This window comes from Microcystis sp. (assembly GCF_048564745.1).
GTDB classification, from domain to species: domain Bacteria; phylum Cyanobacteriota; class Cyanobacteriia; order Cyanobacteriales; family Microcystaceae; genus Microcystis; species Microcystis ichthyoblabe_A.
The window spans coordinates 59,619-81,368 of sequence record NZ_JBLZRT010000085.1 but is presented as its reverse complement, the minus strand read 5'-3'; the positions used below and the strand labels follow the sequence as shown (position 1 = coordinate 81,368).

Sequence of the window (21,750 nt, the reverse complement as noted above, 5' to 3'; positions counted from 1 at the left end):
TTCAAATATTTTGAGTATAAATACTCTATATACTCACTTCTCTGCGATGCAGTCGCACTCGCGGGAGCGCATTTTGTAGCTTGCTTAAAGCTTTGTTTCTGTCTGTATCACTTGTTACTTTTTAAAATGAGAATTGCTGCTAATTAGCACTCGATCGCTTCTTTTTTTCTTTTCACGATTCCCTAGTAGCGAAAAGGGTCAACCACTGCCAAAACCGATCAGACATCAAGATAGAGGATAAATCTAAAGATAGTGTGAAATTAGCAAAAATTGCCGATTTTTTTAGTATTGTATCTCTGAAAAGCTGATAGTTTCTCCGTGGGAAGGGCAAATTAAAGGTGAAAAAATAGTTATTTTTTACATCTTATAACTACTTAGATGTTAAAAACTATCAGTTCCCCCCTTATCAAGGGGGAATTAAGGGGGGATCGAACCCAACATCTATCTTAGATGCGGAGAGTTACCACGAAAGTTTGATTGCTTAAAGAGTCAAGTGCCGATAGCGATTCCTGTGGGGTCGCTATTTTTTTCGTCCCCACCGACAAAATTGAGCAGCGCTCGTCGTCCCTGCTCGCCTCGATCGAGTAAAGTAATCTCTAGATAATTTTCCGGCAAAAAAGTTAAACGTTCCGACCATTCGATCGCCACTATCCCTAAATCCACCTCGATTCCCTGCCAATAATTTTCTAGGTACAGCGCCTCGATATCTTGACCCTGCAAACGATACAAATCCAAATGATACAAAGGAAGGCGGCCTTCGTTATATTCGTTAACGAGGGTGAAGGTAGGACTAGCTATCGGCTCTTGAATACCCAATCCTAAGCCAATTCCCTGTACTAAGGTGGTTTTTCCCGCTCCCAAATCGCCTTTTAATAAAATTACACTGCCAGAGTCCAAGGTTTGCCCCAGTTTTTCCCCTAAATTGACAGTAGCTTCTCGATCAGGTAAGTCGATAATCATTTGTTTCCGCTAGGATGCCAATTAATCACTGATTCTAATATGAGTAGGTAGGCGTTGAAAGTTATCAGATGCCCCCCTTATTAAGGCTATCCCTTATAGGGAGCTTTCTTAACAATTTTTGCAGTAAGCACTCCAACCCTTATCCTGACTTGATTTCAGTTTTTTCTTTGTCAGTAAGGGTGTCAACAAGGAATATTACAAATTGTTAACCGAGTCTTGAAAGCCTTGTGCTACAAAGGTTTGAAATGTTAAGAAAGATGTGACTAAAGGACAGATCAAGGGGGGCAGGGGGGATCGAACCTAAAATCCATTTTTAATTTAATTATAACCAGCTACTTAATTTTTAGGGAAGAAGACGAGGATTCATGGTTTCTCTTGGGGTAATTTCTGCACTTTTAGAGTGGAGTAAGCGAGTTTGTTCGAGGATAGTTTCTAAGTCTTCATCTGAGAATTCTTGTACATAGTTTAATTTCACTTCTTCTAGGAAGATAATTAATAACATCTCGATTCTTTCTAAACTGTGACGGGATTGTAATTCCTCGGCGAGAGATTGCCCGAAACGCTGGACTAATTGCTGCAATAAACGCTCAAAAACTTCGTCTTCCTGGGTAATCTTGTCAGCTATATTAACAAAAGATTGATACAATTGACTAGATAGACGATTGCTCAAGTCAGTTTTTAACCCTTTCATGCCGGGTAATCGCAATAAGCTTTGATAAGCGGGAGTTTGACTGAGAATTTTCTCGATATTGTATTTAATTAAAGCTTCTGCTTCCGGTTTAACTTGCGGTAAAACCTTATCAACAGTGCTATTAACTACTAACCGAAAAATTTCGATAACTTCATTAGTATCATTGAGATTGCTATATCCGCCATTGAGGGATCGTTCGAGAAATTTCTCCACTTGTCCCTGTCGAATATATTCCTGAATTTTATTAATAATTCTCAGGACAATTATCTCAGTAATATCTTTAGAAATTAGCGCAACTAAGCCTTTAACTGCCTGTTCTTTAATCAACCTTAAGTTAATAATTTTAACTTGATCTAGGCGAATAACGGTAGGAATAAATCGCAACCATCTCCAGATAGGAATAAACAGAAAAATATCGTACCATCGCCATAACATAGCCTCGCGCCACCGTAGGCCTTTATGAGTGCGAGCAATCCACCAAGTTCTCAGCATAAATTCCCAGAAAAAGATGGTACCAAAGAAAAAATCGATCGCCTCAAAGTTATCGATCGGTCTCCCATCTTCTCCTAGGGGACGAAAATAATTAGTTTCTATTAAAGGTTGAATTTCTTGATTAAAAAACTTCAACTCTTTTTCCCAGCCATTTTGGCTGAGATAATCCCAAGTCCAAAACTTCTGAAAGGCTGTTTTTGCGGAAACATTTTCTGTTTTAAAAACCCGCAAGCGCATTTTATTTTTAATCTTCTCTAAGGTCCCAGTTTTCTCCGCCGAGGCAAAGGGATTATTATCGACCATATTGACACTATTCTGGCGCAAATTTTCTAAAATTTTCTCAATCTCTTGGCGATATTCTCCCAGATTAAACTCTGGGTTAAAGAGTTTTTGATTAATTATTTGATTAAGTTTATTAACTGTATCTAAATATTCACTGGTACTGCGATAGGGTTTAATCCCTTTCACCACATCATACTTAGCAATTCCTTTAACAAAGGGAATTTCTAGGGGTTTATCGGGAGGTATTTGTAATTCTTGAAAGGAAATCGGACCGAGTTTTATTGGTTCATTAAATCTTAATAAAGTTATTTGCAAGCGTCCCTGTAACCAAAAATCTCGCAGGGGAATATAAGTTAAATCGAAAATAACCAGAATATAATTACATAACACCAATAGGGCCATGCAAGTCTCAAAGAGATTGCGCGGGGAAAAACGACGGTTTCTGCTCACGGGGTTTTTAGTCAAAGTCATTAGCCTAGAAAGCACACTTTGACTATGGTAAACCAAAACGCCTAATTTTTTGCCTGAAAGCGATATAAGTAGTTAAAAAAGGAGCGGTTAAACTTAGTTCTGCCTCAGCAATTAATAGATGTAGTCTTCTATTCTGTAATAGCATCCTAGCAGATTCAGTTAAGCAGTTAGCTACAACTTCTTTGGCAAGAACATTTTTATTATAAGTCGGTAAGTTGCAGATTAGCATAAAATCACCCTGAATTGATTTTTATCTGTCAATAAGCCTAGAGCCTCGTAGGGTGTTTTTCCTTGCGTCAACCCAACCTATAATAATTGCTGCTCTCGTAGGGTGTGTTAATAAAGTATTGACAATGTAAATACATCCTGCCTATACTACAAGTATGGATGTCTATTTTGTCCTCAGTGGCATTACTTTTGTTTGGAATGACGAGAAATCTAGGATTAACCCGATCAACCATGACGGTATTACGTTTCAGCAAGCAGCAGAAGTCTTCTTCGATCCACTGCTGGTTGTTGTTGATGCAAGTCGCAATGATGAGGCACGAGATGCGATCATTGGGTTAGATAGACGGTGGAATCTCCTGTACGTCGTCTATATTGAGCGTGAAAACGACATCATTCGGATCATTTCGGCTCGCAAAGCCACACGCAAGGAACGTGAGTATTATGAAAGTTGAGGCATTAAAAAAACGACTGGAGAAAAATCGCCCTATGACTACAATCACGATTCGTATTCCCGAAGATGTGATTGAAGATTTAAAGCGGGTTGCACCGTTACTTGGTTTCTCAGGTTATCAACCTTTGATCCGTGCTTACATTGGACAAGGGCTGCGTGCGGATTTGGAGCGTCTAGAGGGAGATACAATTTCTGCTCTCGTTGCTAGTTTGAAGCGTCATGGTGTGAGTGATGAACTGCTGCAAGAAGCGTTGAGTGAAATTACTCCGCGTTAGTCTAGGTTTTCAGTTGTAGTGCGATCGCTTGTAGAACATAGAGTTTTATCTGTCGAGGGCGCTTCTTGCGGATAGATTGCTGGAGAGTTTGGAATTCGACACCGATTCAGCGATTGAGTCGATTGAGTTTCTTTAATCTAGCTTTCCAAGAACTGGACTCAGTTTGGTTCATTTGTTCCCTTGTTTCCGTCTACTTTCTTAGCCTACAATATCTTTTTATCACCCATCAATTTTTCCAGCTTCCCTCAATTTTCCCAAACGAGTCCCCATGTACTATCCTCAATAAATGACTAAAGATTATTGTCAGGAGTGACTTTAAAAATGCGACCAGATTTGCAAGAACTAGAAATCACGCTAGGAGAGTTAAAAAGATTAACTGGCTTTGAGTTTAGGGTTAAGTCTAAAGGTGCTTTTGTGGCAAGTAAATTAGATGATCCGACTTCGGTAAGTGCATGTTTTTTTGGAATCCTTCCTACACTAGGACTTTGGTGTATATTAGCAAATTCTAGTTCTTCTATTCACAGAGATGATAATGATTGGTTCATTATCATCTCATCAATAATCTTCATAGTTGCCAGTATATCTATCGGTATTTATCTTCTGCAACCAATCAAAAAAGATTCACATTTAATTGATGGGGTTAATCAGCATAATAAAATTATTCGTAGTTTAGATGTGTTAGATCAACTCGAATACGTTGGCAATCCTATTAAATTAAGTGAGAGAGAAAAAGTTTTAGAAGCATTAAAAATTAATCGACAAAATTTAGTTCGTGCTTTAGAAACAGGTCGAATTTTACGAGAAAACCCCAAGTTTAAGCCCGAAAAATTTAACATTGACTTAAGTGGATTGAGAGCGTTGCAAGCAACAGAAAATGCTACAGAATACGGCAGGTTTTTAGATGAAATATTACAAATAGGTGTTAATGTTCAGTCAGAAATGATAAAGCTAGAAAGTAATCGCCAAAAGTAACACAAAAGGAGTCAAAATCATGCGTACCGATTTGCAAGAATTAAAAATTTCTCTAAGTGATCTGAAAGAGTTTACGGGTAAAGAATTAAGAGCTAAAACAGATGGCACTTTTGGATGGGCAACTGATTGGGACGGATGGTTGGCAGGTTGGTTTTTGAGCCCTATACTTCTTCTACTTTCACCTGTACCTTTATTAGGTATTTTTGCAATTTTTGGTAGTATTCTGTTCTTCTTTATTGGCCTATGGTATTTGGTCATTAGCCTGTTCAATTTAATATCACCTATGAATTTAAAGTTCATTAGGGAAGTGGTTCACCATAACGAAATTATTTTAAACATAAATACCTTAGATCAATTAGAGGCTGTAGGTAATCCCGTTAAATTAAATGAAAGAGAAAAAGTATTAGAATCATTAAGAATTAATCGAGAAATTTTAGTCCGTGCATTAAAAACAGACAAAATTCTCAGGGAAAATCCTGATTTTAGACCCGAGCAATTTAATATTGTTGATTTAAGTGGACTAAGAGCATTACAAGCAACCGAAAAAGCCACAGAATATGGTAGATTTTTAGATGAAGCCTTACAAATTGGTGTTAGCGTACAAACAGAGATGAGAAAACTAGAAAATAAACGTTTGGGTTTATAGTCGGCTCTCCACCTTGTAGATATTGTCGGCTGCATTGAGGGTTAAAATTTGTTCTTTCTAATTGTTGCTAGAAATGGGTTATGATGTTTATATGTTTAGGGGCTAAAGGAGAAAAATCATTGTACATTGGTCACTAACCCTATCAGCAAAAATAGATCAACGGTTACGGCGTTATTGAAGATATTCTCATCATAACCCCCCTTAGATATTCTTCAACAGCTTATCCCTACCTAGGATGAAAATAATTATAAATTTCCTTAGCTAATTGTTCCCCAATTCCTGTCACCTGTTGCAATTGTTCTAGGGAAGCTTCGCGAATATAATCCAGAGAATGAAAATGAGCTAATAAATCTTTTTGTCGCTTAAAACCTAAACCCGGTATCTCATCCAAACGGGAACGGCGACTTTTTTGCATCCTTTGTTGTCGGTGAAAGCTAACAGCAAAGCGATGCGCTTCATCCCTGACTCGACGCAATAATTGCACTCCGGGTTGTTCCTTATCTGTCTCTAAAGGAGAGGATTCCCCCGGTAAAAAAATCTCCTCTCTCTGTTTAGCTAAACTAACAACTTTTACCTGTTCTAATAAATTCATCTCCCCTAAAACTGCCACCACTGCCGATAATTGTCCCTTTCCCCCATCAATCATAACCAAATCGGGAAAATCATCACTTTCGGCAATATTATCGGGATTTTCGGCATAACGACGAAAACGCCGCCGAATTACTTCTGCTAAACTGGCAAAATCATCGGAATGGCCGATTTTAACCTCGGGATTTTTGATTTTATAGTGACGATAATGTTGATTAGCGGCCACCCCATCGATAAACACCACTCCCGACGCGACTGCATTAGAACCCTGAATATGAGAAATATCATAACCCTCGATGCGGTGCGGCAGTGCCGGTAAATCGAGAATTACCGCTAAATCCTGCAAAGACTGTAAATCTCGGTCGGCGCTTCTTTTCGTCTTTTCTAACTCATAAAGAGCGTTTTTCTCCACCATGGCTAATAAATCCGCTTTACTTTGCCGTTGGGGGACAGTTAACTCGACTTTGCGACCTTTTTTTTCCCTTAACCACCCCGCTAACACCTCACCTTCCGGTAATTCGCAGGGTAACAGGATTTCGCTGGGAATTTCCACCCCTTCCACCGATAAATAATGTTCTTCTAGGACTTTTTGCAGGATTTCTCCCTCGTTTGCTGACTGACTATCGGCAAAAAATCCCAAACGTCCCACCAAACGACCAGAACGCACTTGGAATAATTGTATGCAACAATGCTGCTCGTCCTTAGCTAAAGCGATCGCGTCCCGGGATACGGTATCATCAGGTAAAGAGACTTTTTGATCGGTATTAAGGGCCTGTAATCCGCGAATTTGATCCCTAATCGTGGCCGCTTGTTCAAAATCTAGGTTTTCCGACGCTGCGAGCATCTTTGCTGCTAATTTCTCTAATAATTCTCCCGTCCTTCCCTGAAAAATCATCGCCACTTTCTGCAAGGTTTCCCGATAATCCTGGGGACTAATTAATTTTTGACAAACCCCCGGACAACGACCGATATCATAATTTAAACAGGGACGGTCTTTAAACAGAGGTTGGGGACGTTGACGCAGGGGAAAAGTGCGTTTAATTAGGTGTAAAGTGTAGCGCAGCAGCCTAGTATCGACGTAGGGACCATAATAACGGTCTTTTTGGTTATTTATGCTACGTTTGCGGGTGATAAAAATGCGCGGGTAGGTTTCCGACCAAGTAATACAAATGTATGGATATTTTTTATCGTCCTTGAGGAGAGTATTAAAATGGGGCTGATGTTGTTTAATTAGATTAGCTTCCAGGGCCAAGGATTCTGCTTCCGTGTCGGTGACGATAAATTCAATTTCTGTCACCTGTCGTACCATCAAAGCAATGCGGGGACTGAGGGGTTGACTGGGACGAAAATAGGAACGGACTCTAGACCGGAGTTTTTTGGATTTACCAATGTAGAGAATTTCGCCATTTTGGTCGCGCAGGAAGTAAACTCCCGGTTCGAGGGGAATTTCCCGAAGACGATTTTCTAGGCGATCGAGGTCTTGGATTAGGGTAGAGTTAAGATTATTCCCGAACATCTTTTTATAGTAACCCAGTGTACAACTATATTTTTAGTCTTGATTTACAAGGCTTTCAGAAATCACCAGAGATTAAAGTATCCTCTGGAACCCTGATTCTGTCATTGTTAGTTGCACATCGCGTAAATTTAATAATGTTTTTGACTATCTAGACCGCCATACTGCCAATAGCGATCATCATCACTTCCTCTGACCCGCCCTAATACCTTTCCTGAGTCGTCATAGCATTTATACCATGTATAACCAAGAAAATTACTATTTTTTTTAACCCTTCTCGTCTCTGGAGCATATTTTCTGATTAGTCGCTGAATATCAGGCTTATAATCTTGAAGAACACGATCTAGCTCTTTGTCGTCGTTTGGTGGCGGTGGTGGCGGTGGTGGCGGTGGCATTGTCCCCAATAGGTGATCAATGGTTTTGACGCAATCAAGAAAAGAGGAAATATTGCGTGCGATACATTCTCCTGTTTGTACAATCACAATGGCGTAGCCGTCACCGTGATTAATAACGCCATAAGGGCCTTTGACAGTTACAAATTCATTTGGGATTGGCTTGATGTCACTCATAGAACTACTTCTTTTTGTAATTACTAAAGTTAATATATTACGCTCTGAGCTTCTTGTCTCTCCTTAGTTGCACATCGCGTTAGTAAACAAAAAAATTACGCCAGTGGGTATTAGCTGACGTTTGGCAAGATATTCGGGGCAAATCTTCACAAAAATTAATATGCTTCCGATTCGATTTGCTTAATCGGGACGAAACACTCTCCGGGGAGAAGAATCGGTTTATTGTTAAAAATCAATTGGCCGCGATGATTGTCGCGGTTAATAGCGACACCAAAAGGACGTTTACTAACTCTGCTATTGAGGGTGCAGTAGATGCGATAAATGCGTCTGGCTGCCCGTAAGACAGTAGGATCTAACAAAATTGGGATTTCCATATCGACACGTTGTTGTTCTGTTTTCTCGGATAGGGCCACCATATCACTCGTCTCCCCACGATTAAATTGAGATATTTATTAAATCAATGGTATATGACGATTTCTGAATTTGTCACTTTTGTTATGATTCTAAAACTTTCAGGATGGCCTGGCCCATAGCTTGGCATCCCACTAAGGTCATACCTTCTGAGAAAATATCTCCGGTACGATAACCGAGGTCTAAGACTTTTTCCACGGCTTTTTCCAGTGCTGCTGCCGCTAAGGGCTGATTTAGCCCATATTTTAACATCATAGCAGCGCTGAGAATTTGGGCGATCGGATTGGCTTTATCTTGGCCGGCGATATCCGGGGCCGAACCGTGGACGGGTTCAAAAACTCCCACCCCAGCAGTCCCTAAACTAGCGGAGGGTAACATTCCGATACTACCGGTTAACATGGCCGCTTCATCGGAGAGAATATCACCGAATAAATTGCCCGTGACGATAGTATCAAATTGTTTGGGGGCCCGGACTAACTGCATGGCTGCGTTATCGACGTAGAGATGAGACAGTTCCACATCGGGATAATTAGCGGCCATTTTCGTCACCCGGTCGCGCCAGAGTTGGGAAACATCAAGAACATTAGCTTTATCGACGGAACAGAGTTTCTTGCCGCGTTTTTGGGCAATTTCAAAGGCTACCTTAGCGATGCGGTCCACCTCCGATTCCAGGTAAACCATGGTATTTACACCGCATTTTTCTCCCGTTTCTGTCTCAAAAATCCCCTTCGGTTGACCGAAATAGACACCCCCGGTCAATTCCCGGACGACCATGATATCCACTCCCTCGATAATCTCCCGTTTGAGACTAGAAGCGTCGATTAATTGCGGAAAAATGGTGGCAGGACGCAAATTAGCAAAAAGACCTAAACCAGATCTTAAGCCTAATAATCCCGTTTCTGGCCTTTGCTGCCGGGGTAAATTATCCCATTTATAACCCCCGATAGCGGCCAGGAGAACAGCATCACTATTTTTACAGGCGCTCAGGGTTGCTTCGGGGAGGGGACTGCCGGTTTCATCAATGGCTGCCCCTCCAATTAAAGCGGTTTGGAAGTCCAACTGGAGGTCAAATTTTTTAGCGATGACTTTCAGTATCTCTACGGTGACAGCGAGGATTTCCGGCCCGATGCCATCGCCGGGTAGTAGGGTAATGCGATACTGTTGCGTCATAGTTCTAGAACGGTAAAATAGGTCAGACTCTTGATTATAACATAGTTAGGTGGGCTTTTTTCTCCTAAAAATGTCAATCTTTGCCAGAAAAACCAGGGAACCGCTGCGGAATTAGCTAAGGAAATTCTCGATCCTCTGGTATTAATTATAAGGGGCAGTTAATCCCCGATAACTACACTAATTCCACATGGGAATCATCCCCAATCATAAAGCGTAAAGCCTTGGGACGTTGGGGAGCAATTTCTAGTTTTGCCCGTCGTCCGATAACACTATCAACTATGCGCTGATGAATGCCAATAATCGTGGCATCTTTGAGAATTACACTGTGTTCTATGTCGGCATCGATTAATTTTACTCCATTAGCCACACTGCTATAGGGACCGATAAAACAATTCTCGATGTGACAATTTTCTCCAATAATGACAGGGCCGCGAATGGTACTATTAATGATTTTACTACCCTGACCAATTTGTACCCGTCCGATCACCTGACTATTAGCATCAATTTCTCCTAGTAAAGCGATTTCTAGACAGGTATCGAGGATAATCCGATTTGCTTCTAATAAGTCATCTTTTTTACCCGTATCTAACCACCAACCTAGTAGTTTATTGGCTTCTACGGCTTTATTTTGATTGATTAATTCTTGGATAGCGTCGGTAATTTCTAACTCACCCCGGCCCGAAGGTTGAATAGATGCGATCGCTTGATGAATGGTGGGGGCAAAAAAATAAATCCCCACCAAAGCTAAATTTGAGGGGGGTTCTTTGGGTTTTTCGACTAAGTATAAAACTTTGCCGGTTTCATCTACTTTTGCCACCCCAAAAGCACTAGGATTAGACACTTTTCGCAGGAGAATTAAAGCATCAAGGGACTGTTTTTGGAAAGAGTCTAAAAAGGGCGATAAATCATCCTCAATTAGGTTATCACCCAAGTACATAATAAAGGGGGAATCTCCTAGGAAAGATTGGGCAGTTTTGACCGCGTGAGCTAATCCGGCTGGTTGATCTTGGCGAATATAAGTTATCTTAGCCCCAAACTGTTCACCACTGCCCGTGGTCTGACGAATTTCTTCCCCAGTTTCGGGACTGATAATAATGCCAATATCGGTAATTCCTGCGGCGACAATTGACTCGATTCCATACCATAAAATCGGTTTATTGGCCACGGGAACTAACTGTTTTGCCCCAGTATAGGTTAGGGGACGTAACCTCGTACCTTTGCCACCGGATAAAATTAGTGCTTTCATAGTTTTAAAGATTAAATAGTTGGTTGAGCATAGCTTTGAGAGAATCTCGCCAATAGGGAGGAATATAACCCAATTGTTGCGAGATTTTTTGACCAGAAAGAACCGAATAGGCCGGACGCACCGCCGGGGTAGGATACTCCGCCGTAGTAATAGGAATTAACCTCTGAATTTTTAGGGGAATACCGCTTATTTTTGCCTCCTCAAAAATCGCTTTAGTTAAATCAAACCAACTGGCGACACCGCTATTAGTAAAATTATAGATTCCTGGGGGATTATCGGCATTAATTAAAAGCTGAGTAATGGCCGTGGCGATATCTTTGGCCCAAGTGGGACTTCCCACCTGATCAACAACTACTTTTAACTCCTCTCTTTCCTTGCCTAATCTCAGCATAGTTTTGACAAAATTACTTTTGCCATAACTGCCGTAAACCCAAGCAGTCCGTAGGATAATTGCCTGAGAATTAACAGTCTTAATCTCCTCTTCTCCCCTTAACTTTGATTGTCCATAAACCCCTAAAGGATTAGTTAGATCGGTTTCTAGATAGGGAGTATTTTTTCGACCATCAAACACATAATCGGTGGAAATATGGAGAAATTTAGCTTTAATTTTCTCGGCAGATTCCGCCATAATTTTCGGGGCTGTAGCATTGATAGAATAGGCTAAATCTGGCTCGGTTTCGGCTTTATCCACTGCGGTGTAAGCGGAGGCATTAACCAGATAATTGGGGTGAATTTCCCTAATTATCTGGCCGATTTTTTCCGAGTTGGTTAAATCTAGTTCTTCTCGACCGATACTAATAACTTCACCTAACTGCGGTAAAGTTACTTGTAACTCTTGTCCTACTTGACCTTTAGCACCAATTAATAAAACTTTTTTCATCGTCTTTAGGGGAAAACTTCCACGGATTTAAAGGGTTGTCCAGCTTGGTCTTTAGGGGAGAGAATCGGCGGTGTCTCTAAGGGCCAATCAATCCCTAAATCGGCATCATTCCAGGCGATGGTTTTTTCGTATTGGGGATAATAATAATTAGTGGTTTTGTAGAGAAATTCTGCTCGCTCGGAGAGGACTAGAAAACCATGGGCAAAACCTTCGGGAACCCAGAAAATACGTTTATTTTCCGCACTTAAAACACAGCCTACCCATTGCCCAAAAGTGGGGGAACTTTGACGCGCATCCACTGCCACATCAAAAACACTACCATTCACTACTCGCACCAGTTTACCCTGGGGATTGGGGATTTGATAGTGCAATCCTCGCAGGACATTTTTTAGGGACATAGAGTGATTATCCTGGACAAAAGTGGTATTAACACCAGTTTTTTCTCGAAAATCTTTCTGATTAAAACTCTCCAAGAAAAAACCTCGATCGTCTCCGTAAACTTGCGGTTCAATAATTAAAACATCAGGAATTTCCGTGGGAATAACTTTCATAAAATCGGAGACAAGATAACTTTTGCGGGTAGTTTAGCACAAAAGGGTATTTTTTTCTAAATTTTTTGATTAATCTTTCCTCGGTAACTGAATAATGATAAGATGAGCCTAACTTAGTCAGAGCATAAACGACGTGGTACAAGTCTCTACACACACCGCTACTCAATCTATCCCCGTGGAGGGAGAAGCCTTAAAAAACTGGTTACAGACTAGGGCTAATCAGATTATCGCCGGCGATCGACTCAGTAAGCAAGAGGCCCTAGCTTTAACTGCGATCGAAGGTCAGGAAAATATTTTCAGCTTATGCGAGGCTGCCGATCGCATTCGTCAGGCCTGTTGTGGCAATACGGTGGATTTATGTAGCATTATCAACATAAAATCGGGAAGTTGTTCGGAAAATTGCAGTTTTTGTTCCCAATCCGCCCACCATCCCGGACAAGATTCGCCTATCTACGGTTTAAAAAGTCGCGAGGAAATAGTCAGCCATGCGAAAGCGGCAGCCGACGCGGGGGCCAAACGCTTCTGTTTAGTTAGTCAAGGTCGGGGATTAAAGTATAATAGCCCCAAATCCAAGGAATTCGAGGAAATACTGGCCACAGTTCAAGAAATCATCGAAACCGCCAAGATTAAACCCTGTTGCGCCCTAGGAGAGTTAACCCTTGCCCAAGCGCAAGCCTTAAAAGAAGCCGGAGTTACCCGTTATAATCACAATCTGGAGGCTTCCGAGAATTTTTATCCTAACGTCGTCTCCACCCACAGTTGGCAGGATCGGGTAGAAACGGTAAAAAACCTGAAAGCGGCAGGAATTCAGGCTTGTACCGGCGGAATTATCGGTATGGGGGAAAGTTGGACTGATCGCATTGATTTAGCTTTTTCTCTGGCGGAATTAGAAGTGGAATCAGTGCCGATTAACCTATTAAACCCCAGAAGTGGCACCCCTCTAGGTCATTTACCCAAACTGGATCCCTTTACTGCCCTAAAAGCGATCGCTATTTTCCGGTTTATCTTACCTCAACAAATCCTCCGTTATGCCGGGGGACGAGAGGCGGTGATGGGAGAATTGCAAAATCTGGGGCTAAAATCGGGAATTAATGCTATGCTGATTGGGCATTATTTGACCACTCTAGGACAACCCCCCCAACAGGATCAGGCGATGTTGGCTGATCTTAGTTTAATAGGAGGAGAAGCCCCCATCCCCGGTGAATATCAAACCCAACAGGCAACCTAAATCACGTCGAGGAGGAGAATCTCCGCCGCGGCGCACTTCCGCATCGGTTCCCAATGAGTTAATCTGGGCTTTGATTGGTTTGTTGCTGACAATTTTTAGTACATTTGTTCCAGTAAGCCTAGCTAGTTGGTCGGCTGCGGGTCTATCTTCGCAAAAACTAGGCATAACTTACCAAATTGGGGCAGTATTGTTAACGGGCTGTCTGGGGGGCAAAAATGCCGGGCTTCTTGCCCAGGTGGCCTATATTTTTCTCGGTTTAACTTGGTTGCCTGTGTTTGCCCAGGGTGGGGGAATGGGTTATCTGAAAGAACCCAGTTTTGGCTATATTTTAGGCTTTATGCCGGGGGCATGGCTGTGTGGTTGGTTGGCTTTTCGCTGGCGCGCCAAGATAGAAACCCTGGCTTTAAGTGCTTTTGCCGGTTTGTTAGTGATTCATCTGTGCGGTTTATTATATATGCTGGGATTGTCGATTTTTCAGCCCCAAGCCAGTCAAATCACCTTTCCCGATAGTTTGCCCACCCTATTTATGAATTATTCAGTCTGGCCATTTTTAGGGCAGTTAGTAGTAATTTGTGTGGTGGTAATTATTGCCTTTTTCTTCCGTAAATTATTATTTTATTGATGCCACAGCCAATGTTTAAAAAAAATCGCTGGTTTTGGATAGTGGCGGTGATTGGTCTAATTTTAGACCAAGTAACTAAGTATATAACCGTGCAGAGTTTTGAGCAAATTGGTGATACTTTCCCGATTATTCCGGGGGTTTTTCATTTTACCTATGTGATTAATACCGGGGCGGCTTTTAGTGCTTTTCGAGGCGGTGTTGGTTGGCTAAAATGGCTATCCTTATTAGTTAGTTTGGGATTAATGGCTTTTGCTTACTTTGGACCGCATTTAAATCGTTGGGAACAATTAGCCTACGGTTTTATTTTAGCAGGGGCTTTCGGCAATGGTATTGATCGCTTTTTGTTTGGTTATGTGGTGGATTTTCTCGATTTTAGATTGATTAATTTTCCTGTTTTTAATCTGGCTGATGTCTTTATTAACATCGGGATTATTTGCCTCTTAATTTCTACCTTTCCCCACAAGTCGCCTCGTTCTAAGTAGTGCCTTGGCTCTCTTAGGTTTGGTGGGTAAAATGTATTCACCAAATACAGTCCTGCTGGCGAGGGAGTGGAAGGAACCACTCCAGACACAGAGGACACAAAGATTGATCTATCCTATATCGCTTAAACTTATCACACAGAACCCAGAAGAGCCTTTATCCTCGATCGGGTGAGCAATGCCCACCCGAAAAACTATGCTTCTGTTGCAGAATTAGAGCGATCAAATTTACTAACTAACTGAGGATTTTCTGACCAAGCATCGATAACACTCATATTACCATTGAGAAAATTCTGTTTAATAGCGCGGCGTTGAATTTTGCCACTGGCAGTTTTGAGAATTGTTCCCGATTTAGCCAAAACAATAGCATGGGTCATAATTTCGTGTTCTTCGGCGATTTCCTGACGGATATCGGCAATCAATTTGGCCGTATCTAACTCACCGCTGCGACGTTCCAATTCCTGGACAATAACTAACTGTTCCTCGCCATTATCTTCAATGGAAAAAGCCGCACCATAATCGGGACGAAAAACCTCATTAAGATGCTGTACTGACCATTCTAAATCTTGGGGATAATGATTACTGCCACGGACAATAATTAAATCCTTAATCCGTCCCGTGATATGTAATTCCCCATCGAGAAGAAAACCTAAATCTCCGGTGCGTAAAAACGGTCCTTCTCCTGTATCAGCAAGATAAGCTTGAAAAGTCTCTTTGGTTGCGTCTTCCCGTTGCCAATATCCAGCGGCCATACTGGGGTCACTGGCCCAAATTTCGCCCACTTCATCGGCTGCACAAAGGGTGAAAGTATCGGGATTAACCATAGCTATACGGGTATCACAGACGCGACGACCACAACTGGGGACGTATCTAACTCCCGTGGTTCGATCGGAGCCTACAGGGGCAATTTTACCGCGTTCGTAGGCGGTTGCATCCAAAGCGGTGATAATTGGGGTGGTTCCCTTGGGTTTATTAGAAATCAAGAGGGTATATTCAGCTAATCCGTAGGCAGGGGCGAAAGTTTGCCAAGAAAAGCCATAATCGGCAAAAGTATCGACAAATTTGGCCATGACCTTCGGATTAATCGGTTCGGCGGCATTTCCCGCGGCCTGCCAACTGCTCAGGTCTAATTCCGCTAAATCGGCAGCTTTAATCCTGCGAGTACAAAGATCATAGGCGAAGTTGGGGGCCTGACTATGAGTAACTTTGTACTTAGTAATATTTTTTAACCACTGCATCGGACGCTTAATAAAAGCAAAGGGAGACATGAGATAGCAGGGTGTACCGTTGTAGAGGGGGACGGTGATACCTTCGACTAACCCGTAATCGTGAAAATAGGGCATCCAAGTGAGGGTAACGCTATCCGGTTCGTAACCACAAGCTTTTTGCAAGTAACCGCAATGGTGCATCAGGTTAAAATGACTTAGCATCACCCCTTTGGGGATATTAGTCGAACCGGAGGTATATTGCAGATAGGCAAGCGCCGATTTATCCACCTGGGGATCTTGCCATTGGTCCGCTAGGGAAATATCAATTCTTTCGGTAGTAATCCATTTCATTTGGTCGAATTCTGGGAATTCTTCCTTAACACCTTCAATAAGAGTCAGAATACTTTCGGTAACTAGGGCAAAGGTGGCATTAGCATCCTTGACAATTGCGCGTAAACGGGGCAGAGTGCGCTTCAGTCGTCCCGATTCCGGTGGGGGGACGGGAATGGCAATCACTCCCGCATAAAGACAACCACAAAAAGCGGCCACTACTTCTAAACTTTGAGGATAGAGTAACAGGGCCCGTTCCCCTTGGGCCTGGTATTTTTGCAAATAGGCGGCGATTGCTCTTGCTTGGCGATCGAGTTCACTGTAGGTTAAAGGTGGGGTTTCTTTTTTACCATCGACAAGAAAAGTGTAGGCATGGCCCTCTGGTTGTGCCGTGGCGCGGTAACGTAAGAGTTCTACTAGGGTGGCAGGTTGAATTAAGGTTTCAGTCATCGTTGTTATCGGGCTTATTGGGGGCCATTGTATAGAAGTTTTAAGATATTTGCCCATGGCGCTAGGATAAAGTGCCGAAGGCGATCGGTCAAGGTCTAGGATTCAGTAGCTGGTTATAATTAAATTAAAAATGGATTTTAGGTTCGATCCCCCCTGCCCCCCTTGATAAGGGGGGAAGCCGAAGGCGGGGGGATCCCCCTTGATAAGGGGGGTGTCTGATGATTTTTAACGCCTACCTACTTAAGTTATTGGTTAAAATCCCGCCCGCCTTATCTCTGCAATTGTGAGAAAAAGCTATAATTAATCAATCCTAAAATACCTGGAAAAAGTCATGACAGCCCTAGACACGATCCCAGATGTCACCTGTCCCCCCACAGATTTATGGAGTGATGAACCACCCTTGGAAAGTGATCTACACCTGCAACAGATCATTATTCTCCTTAGTTGTCTAGAATTATTATGGCGCGAGAGGAGTGATTACTACGCTTCGGGAAATCTAACCATCTACTACAACGAGGAACAACTGAAAAAACGCGATTTCTGTGGTCCCGATTTTTTTGTGGTTTTAGATACCGAAAAACGTCCCCGCAAAAGTTGGGTGGTTTGGGGAGAACAGGGTAAATATCCGGATGTAATTGTCGAGATTCTCTCCGATTCTACGGCTAATATTGACCGCAATAACAAGAAAATTCTCTACCAAAATACCTTTCGCACTCCTAATTATTTTTGGTTTGATCCCAATAGTTTAGAATTGCAAGGATTTAGACTAATTGAGGGACAATATCAAGCCATTGCTGCCAATGAACAGGGTTATCTGTGGAGTGAACAGTTAGGATTATATTTAGGGATATTTGACCGTAAACTGCGTTATTTTACCGGCGATGGTCAATTAGTCCCCACTCCTCAAGAAGCTGAGTTACAGCAACGACAGGCCAAAGAACAGGCTATTTTAGCCAAAGAACAGGCTCTTTTAGAGAAAGAACAGGCTCTTTTAGAGAAAGAAAGGGAACGTCAGGCTAAGGAAAAATTAGCACAAAAACTACGAGAATTAGGCATCGATCCCGATACAATTTAACTGAAGTGGCAAAAGTCCTAAATAGTTAGGTGTTAAAATCAGACACCCCCCTTATTAAGGGGGATCAAGGGGGGATTTATAACCAGCTACCTAGAGAAAGTAAACCTAAATGAGAGGTCGTGAGAAAACTTATGAGTGATATTGAACTTCGGCAGTCAGTTTATGACCTTCTTTCATCCCTGAGAGGATTGGATGCGCTCAAAAAATTATTCTGGTCTGAGTTAAATTACGAGCGAGAAAATCAAACCCTGTCCCGACGCAATTGGCCAGATAAAGCAGTAGAAGCATTAGCAGAAGACCCAATTTTATTGGCTTCTGGGGGGGAAGATTTTCAGGTTATTTATGCTCGTCTCAACTCTAAGCAACTGCTGCTCAATTTAGAGCGTCTTGTCGTCACTCAACTGCTAAAAAACCATCCCTACACTCTCTTTGTTTTCTCTGATTTTCACCAAGAACGGTGGCATTTTCTCAATGTCAAATATGATGTTAAACAAGAAAAAAGGCAAGTCTTGCGGCGAATTACAGTGGGTCCGGGGGAACAGTTACGAACCGCCACAGAACGCCTAAGTTTACTAGATTTAGATAATATTAGTTCCGAGTCTCCTTTAGCGATTCAGGAACGTCATGATGAAGCTTTTGATGTTGAGAAAGTTACTAAGAAATTTTTTGAACAGTATCGCTCGGTCTTTGAAAAAGTTGAGCAATTAATTACTAAAACTATCCCTAATGCTGACCAGAGAAGACTATTTACTCAGAAGCTATTTAATCGCCTGATGTTTATTGTTTTTATCCAGAAAAAGGGTTGGCTGAAGTTTAACGAACAAACAGACTATCTAGAAACATTATGGCAGGATTATCAGAATGATAACAGCACCTCGGACAAAAACTTTTATCATAATCGCTTGACTCATCTGTTTTTTACGGGACTAAATAATCCCCAACAAACGGATATTATTAGTATCAATAACGGTGGTTTTCTTCGGCAAATAATCGGGACAGTTCCCTATCTTAATGGGGGATTATTTGAACAGGATGAAGATGACCGCAATCCTAATATAATAGTACCCGATCAGGCGATCGATGTTATCTTACATAAACTTTTTAGTAATTTTAATTTCACGGTAACTGAGAGTACACCCCTTGATTTAGAGGTAGCAGTGGACCCAGAAATGTTGGGAAAAGTGTTTGAAGAATTAGTCACGGGAAGACATAAATCAGGTAGTTATTACACACCTAAACCGATTGTTTCTTTTATGTGTCGGGAGGCTTTGAAGGGATATTTAGGAGGCTATGAAGCCTTAGTTGATGAACATAATGTAGAGCAGATAAACGTTCCAAAAGCTCGTGATCTTTTGCAGAAACTGAGCGAAGTGAAAATAGTAGATCCTGCTTGTGGAAGTGGCGCTTATCTATTAGGTATGCTGCATGAACTACATTCGCTTACTCGTTTGCTTGACACCCGCGCTCAACCGGAAAATGCTCGTGATGATTACCACCGTAAACTCAATATTATTCAAAATAATCTCTATGGTGTAGATATTGATGAATTTGCGGTAAATATTGCTCGATTACGTCTTTGGCTATCACTAACTGTAGAATTTGACGGTGAGCATCCTGAACCGTTACCTAACTTAGATTTTAAGATTGAATCTGGTGATAGTCTCACTGCTCCTAATCCAGAGAATGTAGGACAGTACACTCTTCGAGGCCAGATAATTCGCCAATATAGAGATGCAAAAAACTCTTATCTGACAATGAGTGAAGGAGTTCAAAAGCAAATTTTAAAACAAAAAATCAATGAATTTAAAGCTGAAATTGCTTTGATAACCCATGGAAGTAATAAGGTTAACGGATTTGATTGGGCTGTAGAATTTGCTGAAGTTTTTTCACAAAAGGGGTTTGATATTGTCTTAGCTAATCCGCCTTATGGTGCGACTGTTGGTGACAGGGTGCGCGATCTCTATTTTGACCGTCTGACTGATGGCGCACAATCCAAAGATACTTATGGTTTATTCATGGCCCGTGGCTTGCAGTTGCTACGTTCTGGCGGTCAATTATGTTACATAGTTTCTGATACTTGGCGGACTATTAAAACTCACAAACCTTTAAGAAAGCTATTTCTTGAAAAGACCACTATTGCTCATTTTATCGATCTGCCTTCTTGGGTTTTTGATGCTACAGTTAATACTTGTATTTTGACCGTTGCTAAAAATACGGCATCTGAAAGCCATGATCTAATCGCCGCAGATTTGCGTAGCCTTCAAATCGGGGACTGGAATAAACTAACTGAGAACCTAGCTGCGATCGCTGCTCATAGTGTGGATTTACAAACGATAGATTATGCTCGTTATACTTATCCCCAATCTTTGATAGCTACTTATGATAACTTGTCACTTTTCATCGGTTCACCCAAGCTTTATCAGTTGTTGAGCAATAGTAATTTTTCTCGCTTGGGGACAATAGCTGATGTAAAAGTAGGACTTCAAACGAGTGACAATGATTACTATCTTCGTAAACGTAGAGGAGCAAGGGGAAGTTATGAAATATTAGACGAGAGTAAATTACTTACTGATGCTGATATTGCAGGCTTAAGTGATGATGAAAAACTAAATGGAGTAGCTCCCAATAAGTATAATAATCGCTGTTTTCTGCCCTTTGATAAAGGCGGCGAAAGTAATACTGATGAAGGTTGGCTTCCCAATTACTATGTACCGACACAATATTTGATAGATTGGTCAAGAGATGCTGTCCATCGCCTCCGCACTGCTACTATTGCTGATGTTAAACGGCGAAAAAAAGAATTCAATAAGATTGAACCACAAGAGGAACACAGGATTGCCTCTCGTTTTCAAAACTCAGAATATTATTTTCAAGAGGGGATAACATTTTCGCCTACTGGTATTTATAGTCCTACTTTTCGATTGGGAAGTGGCTGTATTTTTGGCAATAAAGGTTCAACTATTTTTGTTAGAGGGATTGAATCAAGAGTTTTACTAGGATTTTTAACTTCTATTGTCTCTCGTTATTTACTCAAGAGCTATGTATCCCATACAGTTGAAACAGGGGAAGAAGTTTTAACACGACTGATATTACCTTCATTAAGTCCTGATTTGCACGATAGAATCAAAACTTTAGTTGAAAGTATTATTAATCAACAAAAGCATAATCAAAGCTATCCCTATCATTTACATGAACAAAAAAAAATTGATGCCATTATTTATCAACTCTATGAATTAGACTATGAGGATATTCGTGAAATAGAACTTTGGTACTGTCGCCGCTATCCTAAACTAGCAAAAGCTCAGGGAGTATTAGCCGAAGTAAAAGAAAAGTATGAAAGACATATAGAACACTGTAGTCGAGTTTTGACAAAGCCTCCTACTTACTGGAAATCTCATCCAATTCTGAGTCTGATTGCTCAAGGTGAAGGAAGCAAACTAGAGTTCAAAGAAACTCTAAGAGTAGATATTAAGACAAATACAAAAAATAAAGATGTTCTTCTTGCATCCTTAAAAAACATTACAGCCTTTTTAAATACCGATGGTGGTACTCTTCTCATTGGAGTTTCTGATAATTTAGAAATAAAAGGACTTGAGCCAGATTATACTTTTGGAAAAGGAAAAAATAAGGATGGTTTTGAGAATAATTTACGACAAATTATGGAGTCAAAAATTACACCTTATCCACTTCATCCTAATAAAGTTTTAGTGATGGTAGAATTTTTTACGCTTCCTGAAGGAGAAATTTGTCAGGTTGAAGTTAAGCCCCTGGATTTATCAGAAATTGCTTATCTAGAAGGTAAAATTTTCATTAGAGATGGAAATAGAACTAAGGAATTGAAAGGCGACACTCTAGAATCTTGGAAACAGAAAAGAAACCCATCATTAAATTAGTACAAAAATGCTTAGATGCCAAAGGAGTTAACTGTGAAGAATGGGAGAAAGAGATAGATGAGAGAGTAG

Annotated in this window: 19 protein-coding genes; 9 read left to right on the top strand and 10 right to left on the bottom strand. The window is 41.2% G+C overall.

Features of this window, described 5'->3' with window-relative positions:
- Window positions 1-489: 489 nt before the first annotated feature.
- On the bottom strand, window positions 490-960 hold the full coding sequence (gene tsaE, locus ACOCD9_RS10975; RefSeq protein WP_002795167.1) for a tRNA (adenosine(37)-N6)-threonylcarbamoyltransferase complex ATPase subunit type 1 TsaE: 471 nt from the start codon (window positions 958-960) through the stop codon (window positions 490-492).
- Between the two features lie 343 nt (window positions 961-1,303).
- The gene (locus ACOCD9_RS10970; RefSeq protein ID WP_419547445.1) at window positions 1,304-2,896 is read right to left on the bottom strand and encodes a hypothetical protein; all 1,593 of its coding nucleotides are present in this window, start codon (window positions 2,894-2,896) and stop codon (window positions 1,304-1,306) included.
- A gap of 383 nt (window positions 2,897-3,279) precedes the next feature.
- Here ACOCD9_RS10970 and ACOCD9_RS10965 point away from each other — a divergent pair, with 383 nt between their 5' ends.
- The 4 genes from ACOCD9_RS10965 (at window position 3,280) to ACOCD9_RS10950 (ending at window position 5,468) form a co-directional block, all read left to right on the top strand.
- On the top strand, window positions 3,280-3,576 hold the full coding sequence (locus tag ACOCD9_RS10965) for a BrnT family toxin (RefSeq protein ID WP_002784536.1): 297 nt from the start codon (window positions 3,280-3,282) through the stop codon (window positions 3,574-3,576).
- The gene (locus tag ACOCD9_RS10960) at window positions 3,566-3,850 is read left to right on the top strand and encodes a hypothetical protein (protein ID WP_149989904.1); all 285 of its coding nucleotides are present in this window, start codon (window positions 3,566-3,568) and stop codon (window positions 3,848-3,850) included. The genes ACOCD9_RS10965 and ACOCD9_RS10960 overlap by 11 nt, the downstream gene beginning before the upstream one ends.
- 321 nt (window positions 3,851-4,171) lie before the next feature.
- On the top strand, window positions 4,172-4,822 hold the full coding sequence (locus tag ACOCD9_RS10955) for a hypothetical protein (RefSeq protein ID WP_419547444.1): 651 nt from the start codon (window positions 4,172-4,174) through the stop codon (window positions 4,820-4,822).
- A gap of 19 nt (window positions 4,823-4,841) precedes the next feature.
- Window positions 4,842-5,468, top strand: a complete 627-nt coding sequence (locus ACOCD9_RS10950) for a hypothetical protein (RefSeq protein ID WP_419547443.1) — start codon at window positions 4,842-4,844, stop codon at window positions 5,466-5,468.
- A 226-nt stretch (window positions 5,469-5,694) separates the two neighbouring features.
- Here the strand turns inward: ACOCD9_RS10950 and uvrC are convergent, their stop codons facing one another.
- The 7 genes from uvrC to rfbC all read right to left on the bottom strand — a co-directional run bounded on the left by uvrC (window position 5,695) and on the right by rfbC (window position 12,396).
- Window positions 5,695-7,572: an excinuclease ABC subunit UvrC gene (uvrC, locus tag ACOCD9_RS10945; RefSeq protein WP_419547442.1), complete on the bottom strand. Its 1,878-nt coding sequence runs from the start codon at window positions 7,570-7,572 to the stop codon at window positions 5,695-5,697.
- A gap of 128 nt (window positions 7,573-7,700) precedes the next feature.
- Window positions 7,701-8,051 carry a hypothetical protein gene (locus ACOCD9_RS10940; protein ID WP_002732658.1) on the bottom strand — a complete coding sequence of 117 codons (351 nt, stop codon included), beginning with the start codon at window positions 8,049-8,051 and terminating at the stop codon, window positions 7,701-7,703.
- Between the two features lie 242 nt (window positions 8,052-8,293).
- Window positions 8,294-8,554 (bottom strand): hypothetical protein, encoded by a 261-nt coding sequence (locus ACOCD9_RS10935; RefSeq protein ID WP_002734814.1) that lies wholly within the window; start codon window positions 8,552-8,554, stop codon window positions 8,294-8,296.
- A 79-nt stretch (window positions 8,555-8,633) separates the two neighbouring features.
- A complete protein-coding gene (gene leuB / locus ACOCD9_RS10930; RefSeq protein WP_419547440.1) occupies window positions 8,634-9,719 on the bottom strand; it encodes a 3-isopropylmalate dehydrogenase in 1,086 nt (361 codons plus the stop codon).
- 172 nt (window positions 9,720-9,891) lie between these two features.
- On the bottom strand, window positions 9,892-10,965 hold the full coding sequence (locus tag ACOCD9_RS10925) for a glucose-1-phosphate thymidylyltransferase (RefSeq protein ID WP_419547439.1): 1,074 nt from the start codon (window positions 10,963-10,965) through the stop codon (window positions 9,892-9,894).
- A 4-nt stretch (window positions 10,966-10,969) separates the two neighbouring features.
- A complete protein-coding gene (rfbD, locus tag ACOCD9_RS10920; RefSeq protein ID WP_419547438.1) occupies window positions 10,970-11,845 on the bottom strand; it encodes a dTDP-4-dehydrorhamnose reductase in 876 nt (291 codons plus the stop codon).
- Between the two features lie 5 nt (window positions 11,846-11,850).
- Complete coding sequence (gene rfbC / locus ACOCD9_RS10915) at window positions 11,851-12,396, bottom strand: dTDP-4-dehydrorhamnose 3,5-epimerase (RefSeq protein ID WP_061431592.1); 546 nt, start codon at window positions 12,394-12,396, stop codon at window positions 11,851-11,853.
- Between the two features lie 133 nt (window positions 12,397-12,529).
- Between rfbC and bioB the strand changes: the two genes are divergently transcribed.
- From bioB to lspA, 3 genes are read left to right on the top strand one after another with little or no spacing between them, the layout of a single operon-like run.
- Window positions 12,530-13,624: a biotin synthase BioB gene (bioB, locus tag ACOCD9_RS10910; RefSeq protein WP_419547437.1), complete on the top strand. Its 1,095-nt coding sequence runs from the start codon at window positions 12,530-12,532 to the stop codon at window positions 13,622-13,624.
- Window positions 13,596-14,246, top strand: a complete 651-nt coding sequence (locus tag ACOCD9_RS10905; RefSeq protein WP_419547435.1) for a biotin transporter BioY — start codon at window positions 13,596-13,598, stop codon at window positions 14,244-14,246. Before bioB ends, ACOCD9_RS10905 begins: the two co-directional genes overlap by 29 nt.
- 11 nt (window positions 14,247-14,257) lie before the next feature.
- A complete protein-coding gene (gene lspA, locus ACOCD9_RS10900) occupies window positions 14,258-14,728 on the top strand; it encodes a signal peptidase II (RefSeq protein WP_419547434.1) in 471 nt (156 codons plus the stop codon).
- A gap of 191 nt (window positions 14,729-14,919) precedes the next feature.
- On the opposite strand, the gene ACOCD9_RS10895 is transcribed toward lspA, so the two are convergent.
- Window positions 14,920-16,713: a fatty acyl-AMP ligase gene (locus ACOCD9_RS10895; RefSeq protein WP_287703786.1), complete on the bottom strand. Its 1,794-nt coding sequence runs from the start codon at window positions 16,711-16,713 to the stop codon at window positions 14,920-14,922.
- A 331-nt stretch (window positions 16,714-17,044) separates the two neighbouring features.
- Here ACOCD9_RS10895 and ACOCD9_RS10890 point away from each other — a divergent pair, with 331 nt between their 5' ends.
- Together ACOCD9_RS10890 and ACOCD9_RS10885 are read left to right on the top strand one after the other, a co-directional pair.
- Window positions 17,045-17,788, top strand: coding sequence for a Uma2 family endonuclease (locus tag ACOCD9_RS10890; RefSeq protein WP_419547432.1), 744 nt, complete (start codon window positions 17,045-17,047; stop codon window positions 17,786-17,788).
- A 131-nt stretch (window positions 17,789-17,919) separates the two neighbouring features.
- The gene (locus ACOCD9_RS10885) at window positions 17,920-21,681 is read left to right on the top strand and encodes an Eco57I restriction-modification methylase domain-containing protein (protein WP_419547431.1); all 3,762 of its coding nucleotides are present in this window, start codon (window positions 17,920-17,922) and stop codon (window positions 21,679-21,681) included.
- The last annotated feature ends 69 nt before the right edge of the window (window positions 21,682-21,750 follow it).

What these genes read in the sequence shown, in the direction of transcription:
- tsaE (WP_002795167.1), bottom strand. Translation starts at nt 960, where the DNA reads ATGATTATCGACTTACCTGATCGAGAAGCTACTGTCAATTTAGGGGAA.
- ACOCD9_RS10970 (WP_419547445.1), bottom strand. Translation starts at nt 2,896, where the DNA reads ATGACTTTGACTAAAAACCCCGTGAGCAGAAACCGTCGTTTTTCCCCG.
- ACOCD9_RS10965 (WP_002784536.1), top strand. Translation starts at nt 3,280, where the DNA reads ATGGATGTCTATTTTGTCCTCAGTGGCATTACTTTTGTTTGGAATGAC.
- ACOCD9_RS10960 (WP_149989904.1), top strand. Translation starts at nt 3,566, where the DNA reads ATGAAAGTTGAGGCATTAAAAAAACGACTGGAGAAAAATCGCCCTATG.
- ACOCD9_RS10955 (WP_419547444.1), top strand. Translation starts at nt 4,172, where the DNA reads ATGCGACCAGATTTGCAAGAACTAGAAATCACGCTAGGAGAGTTAAAA.
- ACOCD9_RS10950 (WP_419547443.1), top strand. Translation starts at nt 4,842, where the DNA reads ATGCGTACCGATTTGCAAGAATTAAAAATTTCTCTAAGTGATCTGAAA.
- uvrC (WP_419547442.1), bottom strand. Translation starts at nt 7,572, where the DNA reads ATGTTCGGGAATAATCTTAACTCTACCCTAATCCAAGACCTCGATCGC.
- ACOCD9_RS10935 (WP_002734814.1), bottom strand. Translation starts at nt 8,554, where the DNA reads ATGGTGGCCCTATCCGAGAAAACAGAACAACAACGTGTCGATATGGAA.
- leuB (WP_419547440.1), bottom strand. Translation starts at nt 9,719, where the DNA reads ATGACGCAACAGTATCGCATTACCCTACTACCCGGCGATGGCATCGGG.
- ACOCD9_RS10925 (WP_419547439.1), bottom strand. Translation starts at nt 10,965, where the DNA reads ATGAAAGCACTAATTTTATCCGGTGGCAAAGGTACGAGGTTACGTCCC.
- rfbD (WP_419547438.1), bottom strand. Translation starts at nt 11,845, where the DNA reads ATGAAAAAAGTTTTATTAATTGGTGCTAAAGGTCAAGTAGGACAAGAG.
- rfbC (WP_061431592.1), bottom strand. Translation starts at nt 12,396, where the DNA reads ATGAAAGTTATTCCCACGGAAATTCCTGATGTTTTAATTATTGAACCG.
- lspA (WP_419547434.1), top strand. Translation starts at nt 14,258, where the DNA reads ATGTTTAAAAAAAATCGCTGGTTTTGGATAGTGGCGGTGATTGGTCTA.
- ACOCD9_RS10895 (WP_287703786.1), bottom strand. Translation starts at nt 16,713, where the DNA reads ATGACTGAAACCTTAATTCAACCTGCCACCCTAGTAGAACTCTTACGT.
- ACOCD9_RS10890 (WP_419547432.1), top strand. Translation starts at nt 17,045, where the DNA reads ATGACAGCCCTAGACACGATCCCAGATGTCACCTGTCCCCCCACAGAT.
- ACOCD9_RS10885 (WP_419547431.1), top strand. Translation starts at nt 17,920, where the DNA reads ATGAGTGATATTGAACTTCGGCAGTCAGTTTATGACCTTCTTTCATCC.